Source organism: Mesorhizobium sp. WSM4841 (assembly GCF_055811515.1).
Genome location: NZ_JBVVQC010000001.1, coordinates 172,888 through 193,157, shown reverse-complemented (window position 1 = coordinate 193,157; position 20,270 = coordinate 172,888). Strand labels below are relative to the sequence as shown.

Annotated in this window: 17 protein-coding genes, 1 tRNA gene and 2 pseudogenes; 12 read left to right on the top strand and 8 right to left on the bottom strand. The window is 59.8% G+C overall.

Annotated elements, in window-relative coordinates:
• Positions 1 to 7 precede the first annotated feature (7 nt).
• The 4 genes and pseudogenes from AC0L14_RS00900 to AC0L14_RS00885 all read right to left on the bottom strand — a co-directional run.
• Positions 8 to 1,159 carry a nucleotidyltransferase family protein gene (locus AC0L14_RS00900; protein ID WP_473748409.1) on the bottom strand — a complete coding sequence of 384 codons (1,152 nt, stop codon included), beginning with the start codon at positions 1,157 to 1,159 and terminating at the stop codon, positions 8 to 10.
• Between the two features lie 262 nt (positions 1,160 to 1,421).
• Positions 1,422 to 1,496, bottom strand: a tRNA-Gln gene (locus tag AC0L14_RS00895).
• Positions 1,497 to 1,639: 143 nt separating this feature from the next.
• Positions 1,640 to 1,885: pseudogene (locus AC0L14_RS00890) on the bottom strand (VOC family protein); the annotation flags it as partial.
• A 109-nt stretch (positions 1,886 to 1,994) separates the two neighbouring features.
• A pseudogene (locus AC0L14_RS00885) lies at positions 1,995 to 2,087 on the bottom strand (VOC family protein); the annotation flags it as partial.
• A 211-nt stretch (positions 2,088 to 2,298) separates the two neighbouring features.
• Here AC0L14_RS00885 and ppdK point away from each other — a divergent pair.
• Positions 2,299 to 4,977, top strand: coding sequence for a pyruvate, phosphate dikinase (gene ppdK, locus AC0L14_RS00880; RefSeq protein ID WP_473748408.1), 2,679 nt, complete (start codon positions 2,299 to 2,301; stop codon positions 4,975 to 4,977).
• 68 nt (positions 4,978 to 5,045) lie between these two features.
• On the opposite strand, the gene AC0L14_RS00875 is transcribed toward ppdK, so the two are convergent.
• Complete coding sequence (locus AC0L14_RS00875; protein ID WP_473484594.1) at positions 5,046 to 5,435, bottom strand: DUF427 domain-containing protein; 390 nt, start codon at positions 5,433 to 5,435, stop codon at positions 5,046 to 5,048.
• Between the two features lie 240 nt (positions 5,436 to 5,675).
• The gene (locus AC0L14_RS00870; protein ID WP_473485120.1) at positions 5,676 to 6,032 is read right to left on the bottom strand and encodes a hypothetical protein; all 357 of its coding nucleotides are present in this window, start codon (positions 6,030 to 6,032) and stop codon (positions 5,676 to 5,678) included.
• Positions 6,033 to 6,212: 180 nt separating this feature from the next.
• Between AC0L14_RS00870 and AC0L14_RS00865 the strand changes: the two genes are divergently transcribed.
• Positions 6,213 to 7,841 (top strand): fatty-acid--CoA ligase, encoded by a 1,629-nt coding sequence (locus AC0L14_RS00865; protein WP_473748407.1) that lies wholly within the window; start codon positions 6,213 to 6,215, stop codon positions 7,839 to 7,841.
• 79 nt (positions 7,842 to 7,920) lie between these two features.
• The gene (locus AC0L14_RS00860) at positions 7,921 to 8,703 is read left to right on the top strand and encodes a DUF1499 domain-containing protein (protein ID WP_473526515.1); all 783 of its coding nucleotides are present in this window, start codon (positions 7,921 to 7,923) and stop codon (positions 8,701 to 8,703) included.
• Positions 8,704 to 8,958: 255 nt separating this feature from the next.
• On the opposite strand, the gene AC0L14_RS00855 is transcribed toward AC0L14_RS00860, so the two are convergent.
• Entirely contained in the window at positions 8,959 to 9,957 is a 999-nt protein-coding gene (locus tag AC0L14_RS00855; protein ID WP_473526464.1) for a LacI family DNA-binding transcriptional regulator, read from the bottom strand.
• On the opposite strand from AC0L14_RS00855, the gene AC0L14_RS00850 reads away from it, so the two are divergent.
• Genes AC0L14_RS00850 through AC0L14_RS00830 form a run of 5 tightly spaced genes read left to right on the top strand, consistent with a single transcriptional unit; the run spans position 9,950 to position 14,853 of the window.
• Positions 9,950 to 11,197 (top strand): ABC transporter substrate-binding protein, encoded by a 1,248-nt coding sequence (locus AC0L14_RS00850; RefSeq protein ID WP_473748405.1) that lies wholly within the window; start codon positions 9,950 to 9,952, stop codon positions 11,195 to 11,197. The two genes, AC0L14_RS00855 and AC0L14_RS00850, sit on opposite strands and share 8 nt — an antisense overlap.
• Positions 11,198 to 11,224: 27 nt before the next feature.
• Entirely contained in the window at positions 11,225 to 12,262 is a 1,038-nt protein-coding gene (locus tag AC0L14_RS00845) for an ABC transporter ATP-binding protein (RefSeq protein ID WP_473748515.1), read from the top strand.
• Complete coding sequence (locus tag AC0L14_RS00840) at positions 12,259 to 13,146, top strand: ABC transporter permease (protein ID WP_473748404.1); 888 nt, start codon at positions 12,259 to 12,261, stop codon at positions 13,144 to 13,146. The genes AC0L14_RS00845 and AC0L14_RS00840 overlap by 4 nt, the downstream gene beginning before the upstream one ends.
• Positions 13,139 to 13,930 (top strand): ABC transporter permease, encoded by a 792-nt coding sequence (locus tag AC0L14_RS00835; protein ID WP_473748403.1) that lies wholly within the window; start codon positions 13,139 to 13,141, stop codon positions 13,928 to 13,930. The genes AC0L14_RS00840 and AC0L14_RS00835 overlap by 8 nt, the downstream gene beginning before the upstream one ends.
• A gap of 14 nt (positions 13,931 to 13,944) precedes the next feature.
• Complete coding sequence (locus AC0L14_RS00830; RefSeq protein WP_473748402.1) at positions 13,945 to 14,853, top strand: phosphorylase family protein; 909 nt, start codon at positions 13,945 to 13,947, stop codon at positions 14,851 to 14,853.
• Between the two features lie 30 nt (positions 14,854 to 14,883).
• Here AC0L14_RS00830 and AC0L14_RS00825 read toward each other — a convergent pair whose 3' ends face one another.
• Positions 14,884 to 15,792, bottom strand: a complete 909-nt coding sequence (locus AC0L14_RS00825) for an MBL fold metallo-hydrolase (protein WP_473748401.1) — start codon at positions 15,790 to 15,792, stop codon at positions 14,884 to 14,886.
• Positions 15,793 to 16,036: 244 nt separating this feature from the next.
• Between AC0L14_RS00825 and AC0L14_RS00820 the strand changes: the two genes are divergently transcribed.
• The 4 genes from AC0L14_RS00820 (at position 16,037) to gmd (ending at position 20,249) form a co-directional block, all read left to right on the top strand.
• Positions 16,037 to 16,621: a biotin transporter BioY gene (locus AC0L14_RS00820; protein WP_473748400.1), complete on the top strand. Its 585-nt coding sequence runs from the start codon at positions 16,037 to 16,039 to the stop codon at positions 16,619 to 16,621.
• Positions 16,622 to 17,051: 430 nt separating this feature from the next.
• A complete protein-coding gene (gene nusG, locus AC0L14_RS00815) occupies positions 17,052 to 17,615 on the top strand; it encodes a transcription termination/antitermination protein NusG (RefSeq protein WP_473748398.1) in 564 nt (187 codons plus the stop codon).
• Between the two features lie 76 nt (positions 17,616 to 17,691).
• Positions 17,692 to 19,065, top strand: a complete 1,374-nt coding sequence (locus AC0L14_RS00810) for a sugar transferase (protein WP_473748397.1) — start codon at positions 17,692 to 17,694, stop codon at positions 19,063 to 19,065.
• 89 nt (positions 19,066 to 19,154) lie between these two features.
• Positions 19,155 to 20,249 (top strand): GDP-mannose 4,6-dehydratase, encoded by a 1,095-nt coding sequence (gene gmd, locus AC0L14_RS00805; protein ID WP_473748395.1) that lies wholly within the window; start codon positions 19,155 to 19,157, stop codon positions 20,247 to 20,249.
• Positions 20,250 to 20,270 lie beyond the last annotated feature (21 nt).

Here is a 20,270-nt window from a genome sequence, read left to right as displayed (position 1 = left end):
GACAGACTCAACTATCCCGGCTGCGTAAGTGCTTCAAAAACCCGGCTATGGCCCGGCGTAAATAGAGCCAGGGTAGCCACGATAGGTTTGCCTGGCGATATTTTTGCCGCATATGGGTTGCCGGCGGGAAGAGGAGTTCGGCCAGAAAACCGGACTTGTTTCGCACGCCTCTCGCGGCCTGAAAGTCCATCCATACTCGGTACGACCTGGATCCGCTGAGATAGCTCGATGCGGTTTCTGTCGGTCCAGGGCGGGAAAGCGCGCCAGACACGGCTTCGGGTATAGCGGTATGAAAACGGGCTCGGGTCGCCTCGATGCCCTCCAGGCAGGTCGCCCGCAATCCTTTACGCTCGGCAAGTTCAACAAATTCATTGCGTTGCGAAGGCGAGAGCATCGAGAACAGAAGCTGAATGTCATAAAACCAGATCAGTCGATCGCCGCCATAGTGGGCCACGTCATCGACGTAATACAAAGCGTGCGTGTGGACCGCTCGATGCATGCAGGCGAGCACGAGCGCGTGCACTGGATCAGCTGCGTGGGCACTCGCGCCTAGGTTCGGCAGTGGCCGGGCCCCGGAGCGCAATTCTTCATACGAGAACAGATTTGACAGGAGTGTGGAATTGGCAAGCCGCCAATGCACATCGAGGGTGTGTTCCTGATTGGAGGCGGGGTCTGTCCAGCTAAAGCTCGTCTGACCGGTAATGACATCCGCCCTTGTTCCCAGTTCACAAAACCCCAGGGTTTCTAATGCTTTGGCTACCCGATCACGGGTGCCCGACGGCACAATGAGGTCAGTGTCACCTCTTGTACGCAGGAAAGGCGCCGGATAGACATCGTAGGCTAAGGCCGTGCCTTTGAACAGAATTGGGTGGATCTCAATGGCCACTAGCCGCTCTAGTACTTGATTCAGCAGGTACTGGTGGCGCATCTCCCATAATGCTTGAGCGGTGGCCTGCTGACGACAAGCATCCAAAATAACTTTCGGCCAACCCAGGTCAACGCGTTCGCGATCCGCAATATAGTGATGAAGTAACGCCTGTACCCCGTGATAAGCACTTCGCTCGATGAAGCGGGCTGCGAAATTATTGTCGCCGTATTCCGGCCAAGGCGGATTTTCGCGACGTAGGGTAGCACAAAGCAGCTCGTCAATGCCCTGCATGACTAGAGCTCCGTTGCAGAGATCCAACAGCGCCCTTGGGGCCCGGCGCTCTGGCAGATTGTTGTCATTCGTTCGGGCCTAGCCATCTGTTCGCTGCTGCGTTCACCGCAAGCTTTGACATCGTCTGATGGGCATTGGGGACGAGGCTGTCAAGTTGGCAGCGGCGTAGCGTGCCGCGAGAGCGCTGTCGCATCGAAGTTGCTCAACTGTCGCATTACTAAACGGCTGCTACACATGTGTCCGGAACGGACCCCGTGAGCGATGGCTGGGGCGCCAGGATTCGAACCTGGGATTGTCGGTACCAAAAACCGATGCCTTACCACTTGGCTACGCCCCAGCAACGGGAACATGCCCGTTGCGCGCGCGGCCTTATAGGACGAGCCGACGGAAAGCTCAATGCCGAGAATAGCGCTATGCGAAACTGGACCGTAGCCAGCGTTTCGGTCCGTCCATCATCGTCCTGGATGGGGAACTCTGTCGCTATTCACCCCAGACGGCCATTTCATTGCCGGCCGGATCGATGAAATGGAACCGCCTGCCACCAGGGAATGAGAAGATCGGCATGACGATCGTGCCGCCGGCATTTTCGACGGCGCCCAGGGTTTCTTCCAGGTGCTCGGAGTAAAGCACGGGAAGCGGCTTGGCGGGCGCTTCGCCGGCATCAGCCTGGAAGCCTCCGTCAAGACCTTCTGAAAACGCCGAATAGGTCGGCCCGTAGTCGGTGAACGCCTAATGCATGTCGCGCAAAAGTGTGCAGCGGTTTTGCGATAACGACATGCATAAAACAACAACCTAAAGCGAGTCGCGTGAGGTCGGTCGAACGCGACGCGCTTTAGGAAAAGGCGGCGCTGTAGAAAGCCTTGAGCATATCCAGCGTTCCACCAGTTGCCGGCATTTCCAGATAATCGAGTTTTCCGGTCAGTCTCATGGCGTTACCCCTTAGTTCCTGTTATGTTCTACTTAAATGGCCATCGGAGCCGCAAGTCTTTTTGGCATCGCTTTTTCTTAATCGATTGTAGAAGCCGGCTGGCTTTGCCGACGCTTGCCTTTCGCACTGCAGCATCATATCGCTCGGATAGGGACACGGCGGAACTTCGGCTTCGTCAATCTTTTCAATCTCCTGCAACCGGAGAGCAAGCATGACCAAATGGGTCTACACCTTTGGCGACGGCGCTGCGGAAGGCCGTGCCGGCGATAGAAACCTCCTGGGCGGCAAGGGCGCCAATCTGGCCGAAATGTGCAGCCTCGGCCTGCCCGTGCCTCCAGGGTTCACCATCACCACCGAGGTCTGCAACGCCTACTACGCCAACGGCCGCACCTACCCGGCCTCGCTGGAGGCGGACGTCGCGGTTGCGCTTGACCACATCGGCCGGCTGACCGGGCGCCGTTTCGGCGATCCCTCGAAACTGCTTTTGGTGTCGGTGCGTTCCGGTGGCCGCGCCTCGATGCCCGGCATGATGGACACCGTGCTCAACCTCGGCCTGAACGACGAGACGGTCGAGGCGCTGGCCGCCGATTCAGGCGATGCCCGCTTTGCCTATGACAGCTACCGGCGTTTCATCCAGATGTATTCCGATGTCGTGATGGGCCTCGACCATGAGGTGTTCGAGGAAATCCTCGAGGACCAAAAAGGCGGGCTCGGCCATGAACTCGATACCGAACTGACTGCCATCGAATGGCAGGGCGTGATCGCACTCTACAAGGCCAAGGTCGAGGAGGAACTCGGCAGGCCGTTTCCACAAGATCCGAACGAGCAGCTCTGGGGCGCGATCGGCGCCGTGTTTTCGAGTTGGATGAACAACCGCGCCATCACCTATCGGCGCCTGCACGACATTCCCGAAAGCTGGGGCACGGCGGTCAACGTCCAGGCCATGGTCTTCGGCAATATGGGTGAGACTTCGGCCACCGGTGTCGCCTTCACCCGCAACCCGTCGACCGGCGAAAAGATGCTCTATGGCGAGTTCCTGGTGAATGCGCAGGGCGAGGATGTCGTAGCCGGCATCCGCACGCCGCAAAACATCACCGAGGCGGCGCGCATCGCCGCTGGCTCCGACAAGCCTTCGCTGCAGAAGCTGATGCCGGATGCCTTCCAGTCTTTCGTCACTATCTCCGACCGTCTGGAAAAGCACTACCGCGATATGCAGGATCTCGAATTCACCATCGAGCGCGGCAAATTGTGGATGCTGCAGACGAGGTCCGGCAAGCGTACCGCCAAGGCGGCGCTCAAAATCGCCGTCGACATGGCGCGGGACAAGCTCATTTCAAAGGAGGAGGCCGTCGCCCGCATCGATCCGGCCTCGCTCGACCAGTTGCTGCATCCGACCATCGATCCGACGGCGGCGCGCGATGTGATCGGCATCGGCCTGCCCGCATCTCCGGGCGCTGCCACCGGCGAGATCGTCTTTTCCTCCAATGACGCCGAGGAACTCAAGACGCAAGGCCGCAAGGCGATTCTCGTGCGCATCGAGACCAGTCCCGAGGACATCCACGGCATGCATGCTGCAGAAGGCATCCTGACCACGCGTGGCGGCATGACCAGCCACGCCGCGGTGGTGGCGCGCGGCATGGGCAAGCCTTGTGTGTCGGGCGCGGGCTCGCTGCGCGTCGACTACAGAGCCGGCACGCTGATGGCGATGGGATCGACGTTCCGCAAGGGCGACATCATCACCATCGACGGCGGTAACGGCCAGGTGCTGAAAGGCGCCGTTCCGATGCTGCAGCCGGAGCTCTCGGGCGATTTCGCCGCCATCATGGAATGGGCCGATACCGTGCGCCGCATGAAGGTGCGCACCAATGCCGAAACGCCGCTCGACGCGCGCATGGCGCGTTCCTTCGGCGCCGAAGGGATCGGGCTTTGCCGCACCGAGCACATGTTCTTCGAGGGCGACCGTATCGTTGCCATGCGCGAGATGATCCTGGCCGACACGGAAAAGGGCCGGCGAACGGCGCTCGCAAAACTCTTGCCCATGCAGCGCTCGGATTTCCTCGAACTGTTCGAGATCATGGCCGGCCTGCCGGTGACGATCCGCTTGCTCGATCCGCCACTGCACGAATTCCTGCCCAAGACCGAGGAAGAGGTGGCCGAAGTCGCCGCCGCCATGAACGTGTCGCCCGACAAGCTCAGGCAGCGCACCGAGGCCCTGCACGAGTTCAACCCGATGCTTGGCCATCGCGGCTGCCGGCTTGCGGTTTCCTATCCCGAAATCGCCGAGATGCAGGCGCGCGCCATTTTCGAGGCGGCCGTCGAAGCCGGCAGAAAGGCCGGGGCGCTGGTGGTTCCGGAAATCATGGTGCCGCTGGTCGGTCTGATGAAGGAACTCGACTACGTCAAGGCGCGGATCGACGCCGTCGCCAAGAGCGTGATGGAGGAAACCGGCGTCGAGATCACCTATCTTACCGGCACGATGATCGAACTGCCGCGTGCCGCGATCCGCGCCCATGTCATCGCCGAGGCGGCCGAATTCTTCTCTTTCGGCACCAACGATCTGACCCAGACCACCTTCGGCATCTCACGCGACGATGCAGCCTCGTTCCTGGAGACCTATCGCCAAAAGGGCATTATCGAGCAGGATCCGTTCGTGTCGCTCGACATCGAGGGCGTCGGCGAACTGGTGCGGATGGCGGCCGAAAAAGGCAGGGCAACGCGGCCGGAGATCAAGCTCGGCATTTGCGGCGAACATGGCGGCGACCCGGCCTCGATCCATTTCTGCGAGGAGGTCGGCCTCGACTACGTGTCGTGCTCGCCCTACCGCGTGCCGATCGCCAGGCTGGCTGCCGCGCAGGCGGCGGTACAGGCTGCAAAGAATGGCCGCAGGTAAGGGGCACGACGTTCGGCCATGACCGCATCACCGACTGATCGGCAGGACAGGTTTCGAGCCGTCCCTGCTCAGGCCGGTTTGGCTTCGATCGTCACTTTGTTGGGATAGAACGCGCCGTGATCGCGGATTTCGATCATTTCGTCGAAAGGCTGCTCATAGGCCCACATCGCATTCTTGCCTGATTCCGCGGCGGGCAGAACGCTCCAATAGCTCGCATCGCCCTTGTAAGGGCAGTGGGTCGACAGTTCCGTCTTGCGTAGCTGGTCGAAATCGATGTCTTCGAATGGAATGTAGAGGACCCGGGGGTAGGGGGATTCGGTCAACACCTTGGCCTTCGTGGACGAGGCAATGACCGCGTCGCCGGCCCGTACGGTCACAGTTCCGATATAGGGCTCGACAGTAATCACTTTACCCCGGTTGCGTTGAAAGCCGGGTGACGGATTGGCGATCTGGTCCATGACGGGTTCTCCTTGCACGACCTAATGCATGTCGCCCAAAAGTGCGCAGCGGTTTTGGGATAACGACATGCATAAAAACAAAGAACTTAAAGTGCGTCGCGTGAATTCCTTTTGACGCGAAGCACTTTAAGGTGTGTCGGGCGTGCGCGCCGCGCAAGGCCGCCGTCGAATGCGGGGCTCGAAAACCATCGCCTTTGGCGTTGCCGGGCCTCTCGTCAAATCGGCCCTGCCGATGACCAATCAGGCGGCAGCCTGAAACGCGTCCATCAGCCCGGCATAGGCGGCGGCGATACCGGCGACCGGATTGGTGCTTCTCGACGCGGTTTCGACCTTGAGCGCACCACCGCCGGTCGGCAAGGTAAGAAGCAGGAACTGGCGGTTGCCGCCATCGCCGACGCATGCCGCGGCAACGTGCTGGCCTTCGCCTTCGTTCTGAACGCACATCTTGAACAGCAGCGTGCCGCCGACCGCCTCAAGGGCGCCGCCGACAACTTCGACGAATTCGTCTTCGGAAACGGTTTTGGCGTCCGGCACCAGATCAGCCAGGCTTTCGGCGAGCGTATCTTCGAGAGTCTTGTCGTCGAGCTGCGCTTCCATGCGAACCTCTTTCATTCGCCAATCACACCCCTGCCCATTAATCAAAGTTAGCGCCGACGATGGCCGGATTGTGGCGGTTTTCCCTGTCTTTTCGATCAATGTACTGCTTCTGGCCGGTCATGGCTGGACAATCCGCTTGTTCGTCCCACAATGGAACGAAAAACCAATGGGAGGAAAAGCATGCTCGGACTGATGCAGGAATGGCCGCTGCTTTGCCACAAGCTCATCGACAACGCAGCCAGGCAGCACGGCGAACGCGAGATCGTATCGCGTTCGATCGAGGGTCCGATTTTCCGGACCACTTACGCCGAAATTCATCGCCGCGCCTTGCAGGTCGCCGAGCGGCTCGAGCGTGACGGCTTTGGCCTTGGCGACCGCATCGCCACATTGGCCTGGAATACGGCGCGCCACATCGAAGCCTGGTACGGCATCATGGGTGTCGGCGCGATCTATCACACGCTTAATCCGCGCCTGTTTCCCGAGCAGATCGCCTGGATCATGAACAATGCCGAGGACAAGGCGATCTTCGTCGATCTGACATTCATGCCGCTGCTTGAAAAGATCGCCGGCGCGGTCAAATCGCTGAGAAAGGTGATCGTGCTGACCGACAAGGCGCATATGCCGCAAACGACGCTGCCGAACGTCGTTGCCTATGAGGAGTGGCTTGACGAAGCCGACGGCGCCTTCACCTGGAAGACGTTCGATGAAAATACCGCCGCCGGCATGTGCTACACCTCGGGCACGACAGGCGATCCGAAAGGCGTCCTCTACAGCCATCGCTCGAACGTGCTGCACGCCATGATCGCGGCGATGCCCGACGCGATGGGCCTCTCGTCGCGCGACACCATACTGCCGGTCGTGCCGATGTTCCACGCCAACGCCTGGGGCCTTGGCCAGAGCGCGCCGATGATCGGCGCCAAGCTGGTCATGCCTGGCTGCAAGATGGACGGCGCCTCGATCTACGAGTTGCTCGACAACGAAAAGGTGACGTTCAGCGCCGCCGTGCCGACAGTGTGGCTGATGCTGCTCCAGCATCTGGAGGAGACTGGCAAGGAACTTCCCTATCTGAAGAAGGTCGTCATCGGCGGCTCGTCCTGCCCGCGCGCGATCACGACGAAGTTCCAGGACAATTACGATGTTGAGGTCATCCATGCATGGGGCATGACCGAAATGTCGCCGCTCGGCACCTTGTGCACCATGAAGCCGGGCTATGCCGGGCTTGAAGGCGAAGCCAGGCTCGACGTCCAGGGCAAGCAGGGCTATCCGCCTTTCGGCGTCGAAATGAAGGTGACGGACGATGACAACAAGGAGCAGCCATGGGACGGCAAGACATTCGGACGCTTGAAGGTCCGCGGACCGGCTGTCGCGCGCGCCTATTATGGCGGCATCGGATCCGAACAGTTCGATGAAGAAGGCTGGTTCGATACCGGTGATGTCGCCCATATCGACCCGAGCGGCTATATGCAGATCACCGATCGCGCCAAGGACGTCATCAAGTCGGGCGGCGAATGGATTTCGACCATCGAGCTCGAGAATATCGCGGTCGGTCATCCTGACGTGGCGGAGGCGGCGGCCATCGGCATCCAACATTCGAAATGGGGCGAACGGCCGTTGCTTGTCGTCGTCCGCAAGCCGGGCCGGGAGCCGACCAAGATGGATATCCTCGCTTTCATGGACGGCAAGGTGGCGAAGTGGTGGATGCCGGATGATGTCGCCTTCGTCGGCGAAATCCCCCATACCGCTACCGGCAAGATCCAGAAGACCACCTTGCGCCATCAGTTCAGGGACTATCGCCTGCCGACGGATTGACGGAGATGACGTCTTTCGCCTTAAAGCCGCCGCTAAACGGCTCAAAGCGCCCGTTCGGGGTGGAGCAGTGCTGAAAACAATGGAAAATCCCGAGCGACAGACGTCGAAGGCGGCCGGCTGGTCGCGGCGGACAGGTGCTTTTTCGGCGGTCCTGCTGCTGACCGTTCTCGTCGGCCACCGATATGAGCTTGTTGAAACGCCGGCTTTCCTTTGGGTGCTTGGCATTGTCGCGCTGCTTGCCGCCTTTGCGCTTCTATTCGCCGGATTTGCCTTTTCGAGATTCTGGAATTTCGGCGACCGTGGCGGTCGCGATCTCACCGTCGGCACGTTGCTGGCACTGCTGGTGCTTGTTCCTTTTGGCATTGCCGCCTACTGGGCAGCGACTTCTCCGCCGCTCAGGGACATCTCGACGGATTTCGACGATCCGCCGGTGCTCGACGCCAGCACCCGGACCGGTGATATGAACGCGCTTTCGCCACCGACCCCGGGCGAGCAGCGCCTGCAGACCGAGACCTATCCGCTTGTCACCGGACGCAGCTACAATCTGCCTTTCGATCGGGTCCTGGAAGCAGTCGAAACCGTGCTCGATCGTCGGGATTGGCAGCTAACGGCGCCGTTTCCCCGCGCGATCGGGCAAAGCGAGGTGACGATCAACGCCCTGGCTAGGAGCTTCCTCCTCAGCCTTCCCGCCGACGTCGCCATCCGTGTGACCGACGATGGCGTTGCGGTCATCGTCGACATGCGTTCGGCCTCCCGTTACGGCCGCTACGACCTTGGCGACAATGCGGCCCGCATCGTGGAATTCCTCACCGAGCTGGATCAGGAAGTCGCCGGTCAGGTCGGCACGGCCCCGGCCGAGTGATGTCCAGAGCATTACAGCCAAGCGGTATCGCTCGGCGCCACAGAAAATGCGTCTAATACAATCAGGGGTTGCGGTGTCTATTCGACTTGTCTCGCCAGTCGCTTTGCGTCCAAAAGCGGGCCTTTCCCTTCGGTCGAAATGTACGTGCTTCGCTCGACGGGACGGTCGCGGGATTGCGGCTATCGGTTGCGCCACGAAGCAGCCGCGCGAGGTTGTCGCAGTCCCTGGGTCGGTTGATTGAAGTCTGCGGGCAGACTATTCGCCAGGGTCGAATTCACCCTTGAGCAAGATTGTCTCCATCGGCCCAAGCGGATTGATGATCCGGTTCTCCAGGACTTCGACAAGTTTGCGTCCGACACCCGCCATATCCACGGAATGAATTCCGATCTTCGCCGGCAGGAAGCGTGCCAGCCGCGTGCTGTCACGAGTGACAATGTGGACGTCGCTCCCCGGCACAAGACCTCTTCTGCCAAGAGCGTGTAACGCCCCTAGAAGGCCCAGTTCGTTGGCGCATGCCAGGCCTGTCGGCGGATCTGAACAAGCCAGCAAGCGATCGAACCAGGCTGCGCTCGATTCCATCGTGAACATGCCATGACCGATCAGCGATTGGTCGATCGGAATACCGGCCTCGGCCATTGCCCTTCCATAGCCGGAAAGACGCATGGCACTCGCCTGATCCTCCGGAACCAGAAGTTGCAGAGCAATGCGTCGACAGCCCTTATCCATGAGCCGTCGGGTTGCCTCGTAGGCAATCTGTTCATTGTCGACATCGACATAAGGATACGCGGTATCCAGGTCGGTTCTTCCAAACGCGACGAATGGCATGCGTTTATCCAGCAGCAGCTTGACCCGCGGATCACCCGACACCAGGCGCGTGATGATCAGTCCGTCTGTGCTGCGCGCCTGAAGCTGCCGCTGCACACTCTCGACGGGATCGTCGTCGGGAGTGGTGGAATAGATGGACAGACTATACCCGGCTTTTCGCGCCGCCAGCGTCATGCCTTCGATTAAGGGAAGCTTCAACAGATCGGACAGATGGTCTCGTGTCTCCATCGGGAGTACTGCCGTCAGCGTCAGCGTTCGACCGGTTTTGAGCGCACGACCATGATGATTTGGTAGATAGCCGACCCGCTTAGCCGCCTCCTTGACGCGGGCTATGGTCGAGGGCTGCACTTCCGGCCCATCCTTCAGAGCGCGGGACACTGTGGTCACCGAGAGGGAAAGTTCCGCCGCGATCTGCTTTAGATTGGCCATTGTTCGCCCGACTTCATTTTGCGAAAGCGCCGGCTGGTTTGCTGACCGCCATAACGTTACCGGATTCCACATCCCGGTCAATCCAAACGCCCATAGGAAGCAGCTTGACTCCAGCGCATTCAGATGCAATCGTAACGTTACGATTACAAATAAATGGCCATTTCGAGCAACATTTGATAAAAGTTGGGGAGGAGAACCTATGTCCTGGCTACGCATTTCCTTAACAGCATTCGCAATCTCGGCTGCCTTGCCCGTCCATGCGCAAACAGTCACCATAACGACCGCAGGTGGCGATTATGGCAACGCCATGAAAGAGGCCATGTGGGGCCCTGCTGCAAAAGAGCTTGGCTATGATGTCCTCGAGGAGACGCTAAGCGACGGCCTGGCCGCCTTGAAGATGCAGGTCACCTCGGGTGCGGTCACGACCGACGTCATTCACCTGGGCTCACCGGAAGGCGCCCAGGCGGCCGCACAATCGCTGCTGGAGCCGCTCGACTACAAGATCATCGATCCCAAATCCGTGCCGGACGGCGCAAAGTCCGACTACTGCTATCCGTTCGATTCCTATGGCACCGTCATGTCGTGGAACACCAAAACCTATGGCGAGAACCCGCCGAAGACCTGGGCGGAATTCTGGGACATTGCCAAATTCTCGGGTCGCCGCGCGTTGCGCGCCAATGCGCAAGACTCGATCGAGATCGCGCTTCTCTCCGATGGCGTAGCGCCGGCGGACGTCTATTCCGTGCTCAGCACGCCGGAAGGTCTGGAGCGCGCCATCAAGCGCCTTGAAGCGATCAAGCCAAATGTCGCCGTGTGGTGGACCTCGGGAGCTCAGTCCGCGCAGTTGCTGAAGGACGGCGAAGCGGATCTGGTCGTTACCTGGAACGGACGGGCCCAAACCGTGAAAGCGGACGGGGGTGCTGCTGACTACACGTTCAAGGGTTCGGTTATCGGCACGGACTGCCTTGGGGTGCCGAAGGGAGCCCCGAACAAGGAAGCCGCGATGAAGCTCATCGCAGCGATGACGCAGCCCGCGCGTGTTGCGAAGCTGACCGATTTCATCGCCTATGGCCCGGTCAATCCTGCGGCATATGAAGGTGGCCTGATTCCCGAGGATCGCCTGAAGACGCTTGCGACCGCGCCCGAAAATGCCGGCACTTCGGTGTTTTCGAATTCAGAATGGTGGGTCAAGAACGGCGAGGCTGCCCAAAAAGCCTTCGATGAGATGATGGCCCGCTGAGTCTCAGCTGTAAGGCTGGAGCAGATGATGAAGTCGCTCCCGATCACCATCGACAGCGTCAGCAAGGCTTACGGGACCTACGTCGCACTGGATGATGTTTCGCTCGACATTCAAGCTGGCGAATTCCTCACGCTGCTAGGGCCATCGGGATCGGGCAAGACCACGTTACTCATGGCTCTGGCCGGTTTTGTCCGGCCGGATTCCGGCAAGCTCTTGTTGGGCGATCGGGACATCACCCGCCTGGCGCCCAACAAACGGGACATCGGCATAGTATTCCAGAATTACGCCTTGTTTCCCCACATGAACGTCCTGGCGAATGTCGCGTATCCGCTGGCGCTGCGCAAGACGCCGAGAGCGGAGGCGCGTCAGCGGGCGCTTGCCACCCTGGCCCGCGTGAAGCTGGACGGCCTGGCGGAGCGCAATGTTGCCGCACTATCCGGCGGCCAGCGCCAACGGGTGGCATTGGCGCGGGCTATCGTCTTCGAACCACGCGTGATGCTGATGGACGAGCCGCTGTCGGCGCTCGACAAGAATCTACGCGAGACCATGCAGTACGAGATCCGGCGTCTGCACGATGATCTGGGGATCACCACAATCTACGTGACCCATGACCAGCGCGAAGCGCTGATTATGTCTGACCGGATTGCGGTGATGAACTCCGGCCGCATCCAGCAGATCGATACGCCGCAGCGGATTTATGATCGTCCATCGACCCGCTTCGTCGCGGAGTTCATGGGCGAGGCTAACATTGTGGCTCCAGGCTCGGTGCGCAGGATCGACGGCGCCGAAGTGTCACGCGAAACTCTGATGATTCGCGCCGAAAGCTTCCATCTTGATGCGAAGGTCGTCGGGGGAGACGGAGTGGCGCTCGAAGGAATACTGCGCGCCAAGGCGTTTCGCGGCGAAAACTGGCTTGTGCCGCGGGCGCTGCAGGGTGGCCACGAGGGTCTTGGAGGCATCCCGCCGGCGCGGGCCGGCGGCGGCGCCGCGCTGGCCGCCGGTCAGCGGATGACCGCATATGCACCAGCAGCGAAGGTTCACGCGATACCGGGAGCGACAGCGTGACCGTCACTGTGGATCCTGCGCTCGCCGCAGATGCGCGACGCGAGCGGCGATTCTTCCTTTCGCTTTCGCTGCCGGCGCTGTTCATCGTTGGACTGGCGGCGATATTGCCCATCCTTTGGATCATCCGGCAATCCTTCCTGACCACAGGGGGTGAGTACACCGTCGGCAATTACCAGAAGGTCCTTTCGAGCGGACTGACATGGTCGGCGCTCGTCACCACCCTTGAACTCTCCCTCGGCACGCTGGCGATCTGCATTCTTCTGGGCACCCCGCTGGCACTCGCTCTGGCCAGCGTCAGACCAAGGGTGGCCAACGTACTGATGGCCTTCGTCATGCTGCCGTTGTGGACCGCTATCCTGGTGCGCACCTATGGCTGGCTTGTGCTCTTGCGGCGTGATGGCCTGATCAACGCGGCTTTGACCGCTTCGGGCCTGACGGCGGAGCCTTTGCCGCTGGTCTATAACTTCACCGGAACGCTGATCGGCATGGTTCACTACATGCTGCCGCTGTTTCTGCTGCCGGTTTATGCAGCAATGCGCGATATCGACCCAAACCTCATTCGCGCTTCAGCGAGCATGGGAGCCACACTCGGGCAGGTGATGCGCACAGTCATAATGCCACTTTCGGCGGGCGGCATCTTCTCGGGTTCGATCATCGTTCTCATCTATTCCATAGGTTTTTTCATCACGCCGGCGGTGCTTGGCGGCGGCAAGGTAAATCCTCTCTCTACCCGGATCGAGCGTACGCTATCGACCTTTCAGGATTGGGGGTCGGCGAGCGTCCTGGGCATTCTGCTCCTCGTTCTGATGGCGCTGATCGGTGTGATGTTGCTGGCGGCACGGCGCCTGGTGGCCCAGAACACAGTGGGAGCCTCCCATGTTTGAGGCCTATCCGCACAACAGGCTGGCCCGCATTGTCCTCTGGGGCTTTGCTGCTCTTGTCATGGCATTTCTGATGTTGCCGACGCTTGTGGTGGTGCCGCTTTCCTTTTCGGCATCGAATCTCCTCGAGTTTCCGCCGCACGCCTACTCGTTGCGCTGGTACGAGAACTTCTTCGGCTCGGTGACGTGGATGGCTGCACTCAGGACGAGCCTGATCCTTGGGACATTGACGGCGCTGATCGCGGTGCCTTTTGCGCTGCTCGCCTGCATCTCAATGAATCGGCTGGGCGGGAAGACTGCTGCGGCCATCCAGAGCGTCCTGCTCACCCCCTCGATCACCCCAGGAATCCTGCTTGCGATCGGCCTCTTTTTTGTGCTGGCGGCACAACGTTTGGTCGGAACGTTGTTCGGTGTGCTGGTCGGACATGTGGTGCTGGCCGTTCCGGTGGCGTGCATTGTGTTGCTGCCTGCCCTGGCTCGCTTTGACTGGAACCAGGTTCAGGCGGCGCGTAGCCTCGGTGCGAACTGGGCCAGAGCTATTGGCGGAATAATCGTTCCGCAACTTCAGATCAGTCTGTTGTCTGCGACATTGATGGCCTTCCTGACGTCGCTCGACGAGTCTGTGATTTCGATCTTCGTCGCAAGTGGTCGCAACAGCACGATGCCGAAGCTCATGTTCGTGTCGCTGCGCGATCAGATCGATCCGACCATTGCGGCGATCTCGACATTGTGGACCGCTATTGTTGTGGTCGTCGTCCTGATCGTGGCCCTTCGCCAAAAATCCTGACCGAGACTGGAAACATGCCTGCAAATCACCACGCAGCCGACGATATGACGGACATACCTCAGGTAGGCTTGGCCATCATCACCGGGTCGGCAAACTGGGGGCTTGCCTTCCCGGAAGATGTCGAATTCGATGGCGTGCGCACGTTGCGGCGCGACATGAGTTTTGAAACGCCTTTCGGTCGTACCGACAACTGGAAGTTGCTCGAGTTCGATGCCTCGATTACAGCCGAAGGGAGAGCGAAGCGGGCGCTGTGTATGTATTCGCACGGCAATCCCCGCGATCATATCGACCATTCCTGCCATCGCCGCGCATTCTGGGTATTGATGCGGGCGGGTGTACGGCAAGTTCTCGCCTGCTCGACCGTTGGCGCCGTCAACAAGGCGATCCAGCCTGGCGACATGGTGGTGACCGCCGATATCATCGAACTGACCCAGACCCCGTTTTCACTGCTTCCTGACCGCCAGAGTTTTGACTGTTCGGGCAAGCAGATCGTATGTCCAAGATGTGCGGCGGTTCTGGTTGAGACGGCCCGCCGTCATTGGCCAGCCGAATGCCGCGTTCATGGCATCGAACAGCAGTTGGTGGCTGCCCACTGTTACGGGCCGCGACTGACAACCCCAGCCGAAGCCTTGGCGTATCGCGGCATGGGGGCGGATGTGCTTAACCATTCCATCGCCCCCGAGGCCACCTTGGCGCGCGAGATCGGCGCTTGCTTCGTGCCCTGTGCGTTCGTCACCGCGGGCTTCAACGACTATATGGACCGCAATCGCCGGAAATTGCTGCAGGAGGACGTGCTGCCCAATCTCTCCATGACAGCCTCGCGGGTCGCGCTGGAGACCGCCGCGCGACTTCCGGCCAATCCGGAATGCTCTTGCCAGGGTCTGAAGTCGCCTCAACCGGCAGAGCGTTCCAGCCGGTTCTGAGCTTTCAGGAGCGTAGTTCGTGGCGGGATCTTAGCCAGGCGGCCTGAAAATGCCGTCGATCGCCGGGTCGCCGTCGGTGCTCACCAGGCCGCGCGCCACCAGGTCCTCGAGATGGGCAAGCACCGACAGCCCGGCCGCGCCGTGCAGGCGCGGGTCGGTATCCCTGTAGATCGCCGCGACCATCTCCTTGATCGTCCGGTCGCCGCTTCTGATCCGCTCCAGGATCGCGCGTTCGCGCATTCGGCGATGCGTCTTCAACTCGCGCATGAAACTGAGCGGCGCGGTCACCGGCCCGCCATGGCCGGGCAGCAGCAGGCGGTCGTCGCGCTCGATCAGCCGATCCAGCGAGGCCATATAGTCGGCCATGGCGCCGTCCGGCGGCGCAACGATGGAGGTAGACCAAGCCATGACGTGATCGGCCGAGAACAGGATACCGGTTCCTTCCAGCGCAAAGGCTGCATGATTGGCGGTATGGCCCGGCGTCAGTACCGTTCTGATCGCCCAACCGTCGCCGTCGACCATCGTATCGTCGGCAAGCGCGATATCCGGATTAAAGGCGGTGTCGGCGCTGGCGTCGAGCGGATTGACCTCGCCGATGCGCAGCGGCCTCGCCGGCCGATGCGGGCCTTCGGCCAGAACAATTGCGCCGGTGTGCTGCTTCAGCCGCGCTGCCAGCGGAGAATGGTCGCGATGCGTGTGGCTGACGAAAATGTGGCTGACCGGCCTGTCTCCGATCACCTCGAGCAGTGTCTTGAGATGCGCATCGTCATCCGGCCCCGGATCGATCACCGCCAGCGTATTGCGCCCGACGATATAACTGTTGGTGCCGTGAAAGGTGAACGGGCTGGGGTTTTTCGCGGTAATCCGGAGCACGTCGGGCGCAACGGTCACGCCCTGGCCGTAGGACGGGTCGAAGTCTGTGTCGAATTTCAGCGCCATAGCGAATGTCGTTCGGCTCTGTTCCAATGCATGTCGCGCAAAAGCATGCCCTCGGGCCTGACCCGAGGGTGTGCAGCGGTTTTGCGATAACGACATGCATAAAACAACAACCTAAAGCGCGTCGCGTGTGGCCGGTCAAACGCGACGCGCTTTAGAGACGGCAAAACCGATTGCCGCATAACACGGAAGCCAATATAGGAAAACGCAAGGCCGCGATCTGCGGCAGTCCGCAATGAGGAAGACCATGGCAATTGCAACGACACCGCTTGTTTCTCTCGCTCTGCCTGAAAAGGGCGCGGCCCGCCTGGCGACGCAGCTTTTTCTGGCGATCGTTGGAACGCTGGTGCTGACCTTGTCGGCCAAGACCAGAGTTCTGCTCGGACCGGTCGACATCTCGATGCAGACCCTGGCCGTCTTTCTGATCGCCGCGGCATTCGGCATGCGCCTCGGCGTCGCCACGCTGCTTCTCTACATGGCGGAGGGCGCCATGGGCTTGCCGGTCTTCCAGGGCACGCCGGAAAAGGGCATCGGCATCGCTTACATGCTCGGTTCGACCGGCGGTTATCTTGCCGGCTTCGTGGTCATGGCGGCGATCGTCGGCTGGGCCGCCGATCGCGGTTGGGATCGCCATCCGATCAAGCTCTTCAACGCGATGCTGGTTGCCGAAATCGTCATGATGGCGATGGGCTTTGCCTGGCTGGCACTGCTCATCGGCCCGGAAAAGTCATGGCAGTTCGGCGTCGTGCCCTTCATCGTCGGCGACCTGATCAAGGTCGGCCTGGCAGCAAGCCTTGTGCCAGCCGTCTGGTCGCTGCTCAAACGCGCCTGAACTCTGGTCGATAGATCGGGCGCGGGCACTGATCGAGTGCACGCAACCACAGATCGTGGAATGGTCCCGTTTCAGCGACGGCCTGCCACGAGTTCTCGTCAAAGCAGGCCGTCGCCAAGTGGTCGGTAACGCTTTGCTAACGATAACCGTCACACTATGTTCAAATCGACCGATTAAGGACCAGAAGAGCCAGCGGTTCGTCGCGAGTCAGCGTAACCAGGCAGCTACATATCGACGCAATTGCTCGATACCGCTGCTGGATAGCTAAGAAAGAAAGCGGCGCGATGACTTTTAGGCGCAGCTAAAGTAGTGGACAATTAACAGGATTCGATCAACCGCATCGATTCTCGCGACATGGTTGCTTGCTGGTATCTTCGCGCTGTCGTAACGCTTGCCCCGGCCGTGCCAAAGACCGCCGAGAAGGATACTTGTGACCAGCCCGGAAGAAACAACTGTTAAGGCGACTGTATTGCCGCAGCGGCCCGCAACCGGCACCGCAGCACGCTGGTATGCCGCCAGCGTATTTCCGGGAAAAGAAGACGTCGCCGAACGGCATCTCCGGATACAGGGGTTTCACCCGTTTACGCCTCGCTGCGAGAAGACCACACGTCATGCCCGGCGCATCGAGACGCGACCGGCGGCCTATTTTCCAGGTTACATGTTCATCGCCCTCGATGTCGCGCTGCAGCGGTGGCGCTCGGTCAATGGAACGTTCGGTGTGCGCTCACTCATCATGCAGGGCGAACGGCCATTGCCGGTCCCGTCGGGGTTGGTGGAGCGGTTCATAGCCCTGACTGGCAGGGATGGCCTGCTTGATTTCAGCGGAGGCCTCGCTGCGGGCGCATCGGTTCGGATTCTTTCAGGTCCTTTCGCGGAGATGATCGGTCGCCTTGACCGGCTCGATCCAGCCGGAAGGGCCCGGGTCCTGGTTGCCATCATGAATGGCGAGATCCCTGTTGACATGGATTCAAGGGAACTCGTCGCGATCGCATAACCGCAACGGACGCCAGGTCATGCGGTGCAAGTGCTGCAAAGTCGGCTCTCGGATTCACCCGGGAGTGCGGTAGCCATTGTTGGAGCCGAAGGATGTCGATAGACGTGGCAATGCAGGGCTGTTGGTTGCCTTCGCGGATGATCGGTTAAAATTGGCTAATGGCTTCACGAATTTGAACACCTCCACTATCAACCTGCCCAGGCAGAGGCATCTTCTGCTTCGGATGCGCTTTCAGCTGCTTGGCGGATTGACGTTCGCGATCCTGCTTCCCGCGATGGTCCGCATGTCGTTCGATCAACAAGTAATCTGGTCAACGAACATGCAAGCTACGATTCTTGCTGCCTTCATAGCTCACACGTCGGGTTACTTGCTTTACAAGCGCATCGGCAATTTTCCGGGTGTGGCGGCGGCTGGTAACATCCTGCCCACCTTCGCCCTGACTTACGGCCTCGTATTCATGGCCATCTTCTTTTTCAGGTTCGACTATAGCCGCTTCCAGGCCGCGGCGAGTCTCTTTCAGTCGACATTGTGGTATTTTGGTCTGAGCTTGGCCACGCGACGGCTCGACCCATACCGGTTGGCAGTAATCCCCGGTGGAGATGTTGATAGGCTGCAAAGCATACCAGGCGTTAGTTGGCACCGGATTCATTCGCCCGAGACGATCGTCGAACATGCCAGCGGTGTGGTGGCCGATCTTCGAGCCGATCTTTCGGATGAATGGGAACGGTATATTGCCGATCGCGCGCTCTCGGGAACGCCGGTCTACCATGTCAAACAAATCAGCGAGTCGCTTACAGGCCGGGTGGAAATACAACATCTTTCCGAAAATACATTGGGATCTCTGAACCCTAACCAGGCTTATTTAAAGATCAAACAGGCGGCTGACTGGATTGCGGCACTCGTTATTCTGTTGGGTTTTTCACCATTGCTCTTGTTCGTAGCGATAGCGATAAAATTTGACTCAGCTGGTCCAGCCTTATTCAAGCAAAAAAGAATGGGGTACAGAGGAAAGATCTACGAGGTTTACAAATTTCGGACGATGAAACTCGGCGCCGCGGTTGTCGACGAAAAGGAAGAGGCCATCACAAAGGCCGGCGATGCGCGCATTACACGCCTTGGGCAGTTCCTGAGAAAATCCAGGATCGATGAATTGCCGCAAGCCTTCAACATCCTGCGCGGCGAAATGAGCTGGATCGGACCGCGCCCGGAAGCACTCGTACTTTCTAAGTGGTACGAGGCCGAGCTGCCATTCTATCGATACCGGCACATCGTTCGGCCTGGCATTACGGGGTGGGCGCAAGTCAATCAGGGCCACGTTGCGGCCGTGGACGATGTTCTGGAAAAACTCCACTACGACTTCTACTACATCAAGAATTTTTCGCCTTGGCTCGACGTGCTGATTGTGTTTCGTACGATCCGAACCATGCTGACAGGATTTGGTGCTCGGTAGGCCCAAGAGCCCTACTGATTGCGGGCGGATGATATTATTCGCTTGGAAGACATCCACAATTGCGTTCCAGAAATCGCCGGAGAAGCACAATGACTAGGAAGACCGCCCTCATTACAGGCATCACCGGTCAGGATGGCGCCTATCTGGCGGAACTCCTGCTGGCAAAGGGTTATGATGTCCACGGCATCAAGCGGCGTTCGTCGTCGTTCAACACCGGTCGCATCGATAATCTCTACCAGGATCCGCATGAGAAGGACGTAAGGCTGTCGCTGCATTATGGCGACATGACCGACGCCACCAACCTGATCCGCATCGTCCAGGAGGTGCAACCGGACGAGATCTACAATCTCGCGGCGCAATCGCATGTCCAGGTGAGCTTCGAGACCGCGGAATATACCGCAAACGCCGACGCGATCGGCACATTGCGTCTCCTCGAAGCCATCCGGCTGCTTGGCCTGACGAAAAAGACGCGTTTTTATCAGGCGTCGACTTCCGAGCTCTACGGCAAGGTGCAGGAGATCCCGCAACGGGAGACGACGCCTTTCTATCCTCGGTCGCCATATGCGGCGGCAAAGATTTACGCCTACTGGATCACCGTGAATTACCGCGAAGCTTACGATATCCATGCTTCCAACGGCATCCTGTTCAATCACGAAAGCCCGATGCGCGGCGAGACGTTCGTCACCCGCAAGATCACGCGCGCGGCTGCTGCAATCAGGCTCGGCCTTCAGGACAAGCTCTACCTCGGCAATCTGTCGGCTGAACGGGATTGGGGCCATGCCCGCGATTACGTCGAAGGCATGTGGAGAATCCTTCAGCATGAAGTGCCGGACGACTACGTCCTTGCAACCGGCGTAAAGAATTCGGTCCGCCGCTTTGTCGAGCTTGCATTCAGCGAGGTCGGGATCGAGATCGAGTGGGTTGGTTCCGATATTGACGAAAAAGGCGTCGATGCAAAATCAGGCGCTGTCCTGATCGAGGTGGATCCGCGTTATTTCAGGCCGACCGAAGTAGAGCTTCTGATCGGCGACCCCTCGAAAGCGGAGCGCGTTCTTGGGTGGAAGGCAACAACCTCGCTCGATGCGATGGTCCAGGAAATGGTTCAGTCCGACCTCGAAACGGTAAGACGGGAATCCGAACACCGGCGCCTGGATGAGGATCGCATTCGCGTTGCGGCACAGTAAGCGGCGTTGGGCCGGGTCGAC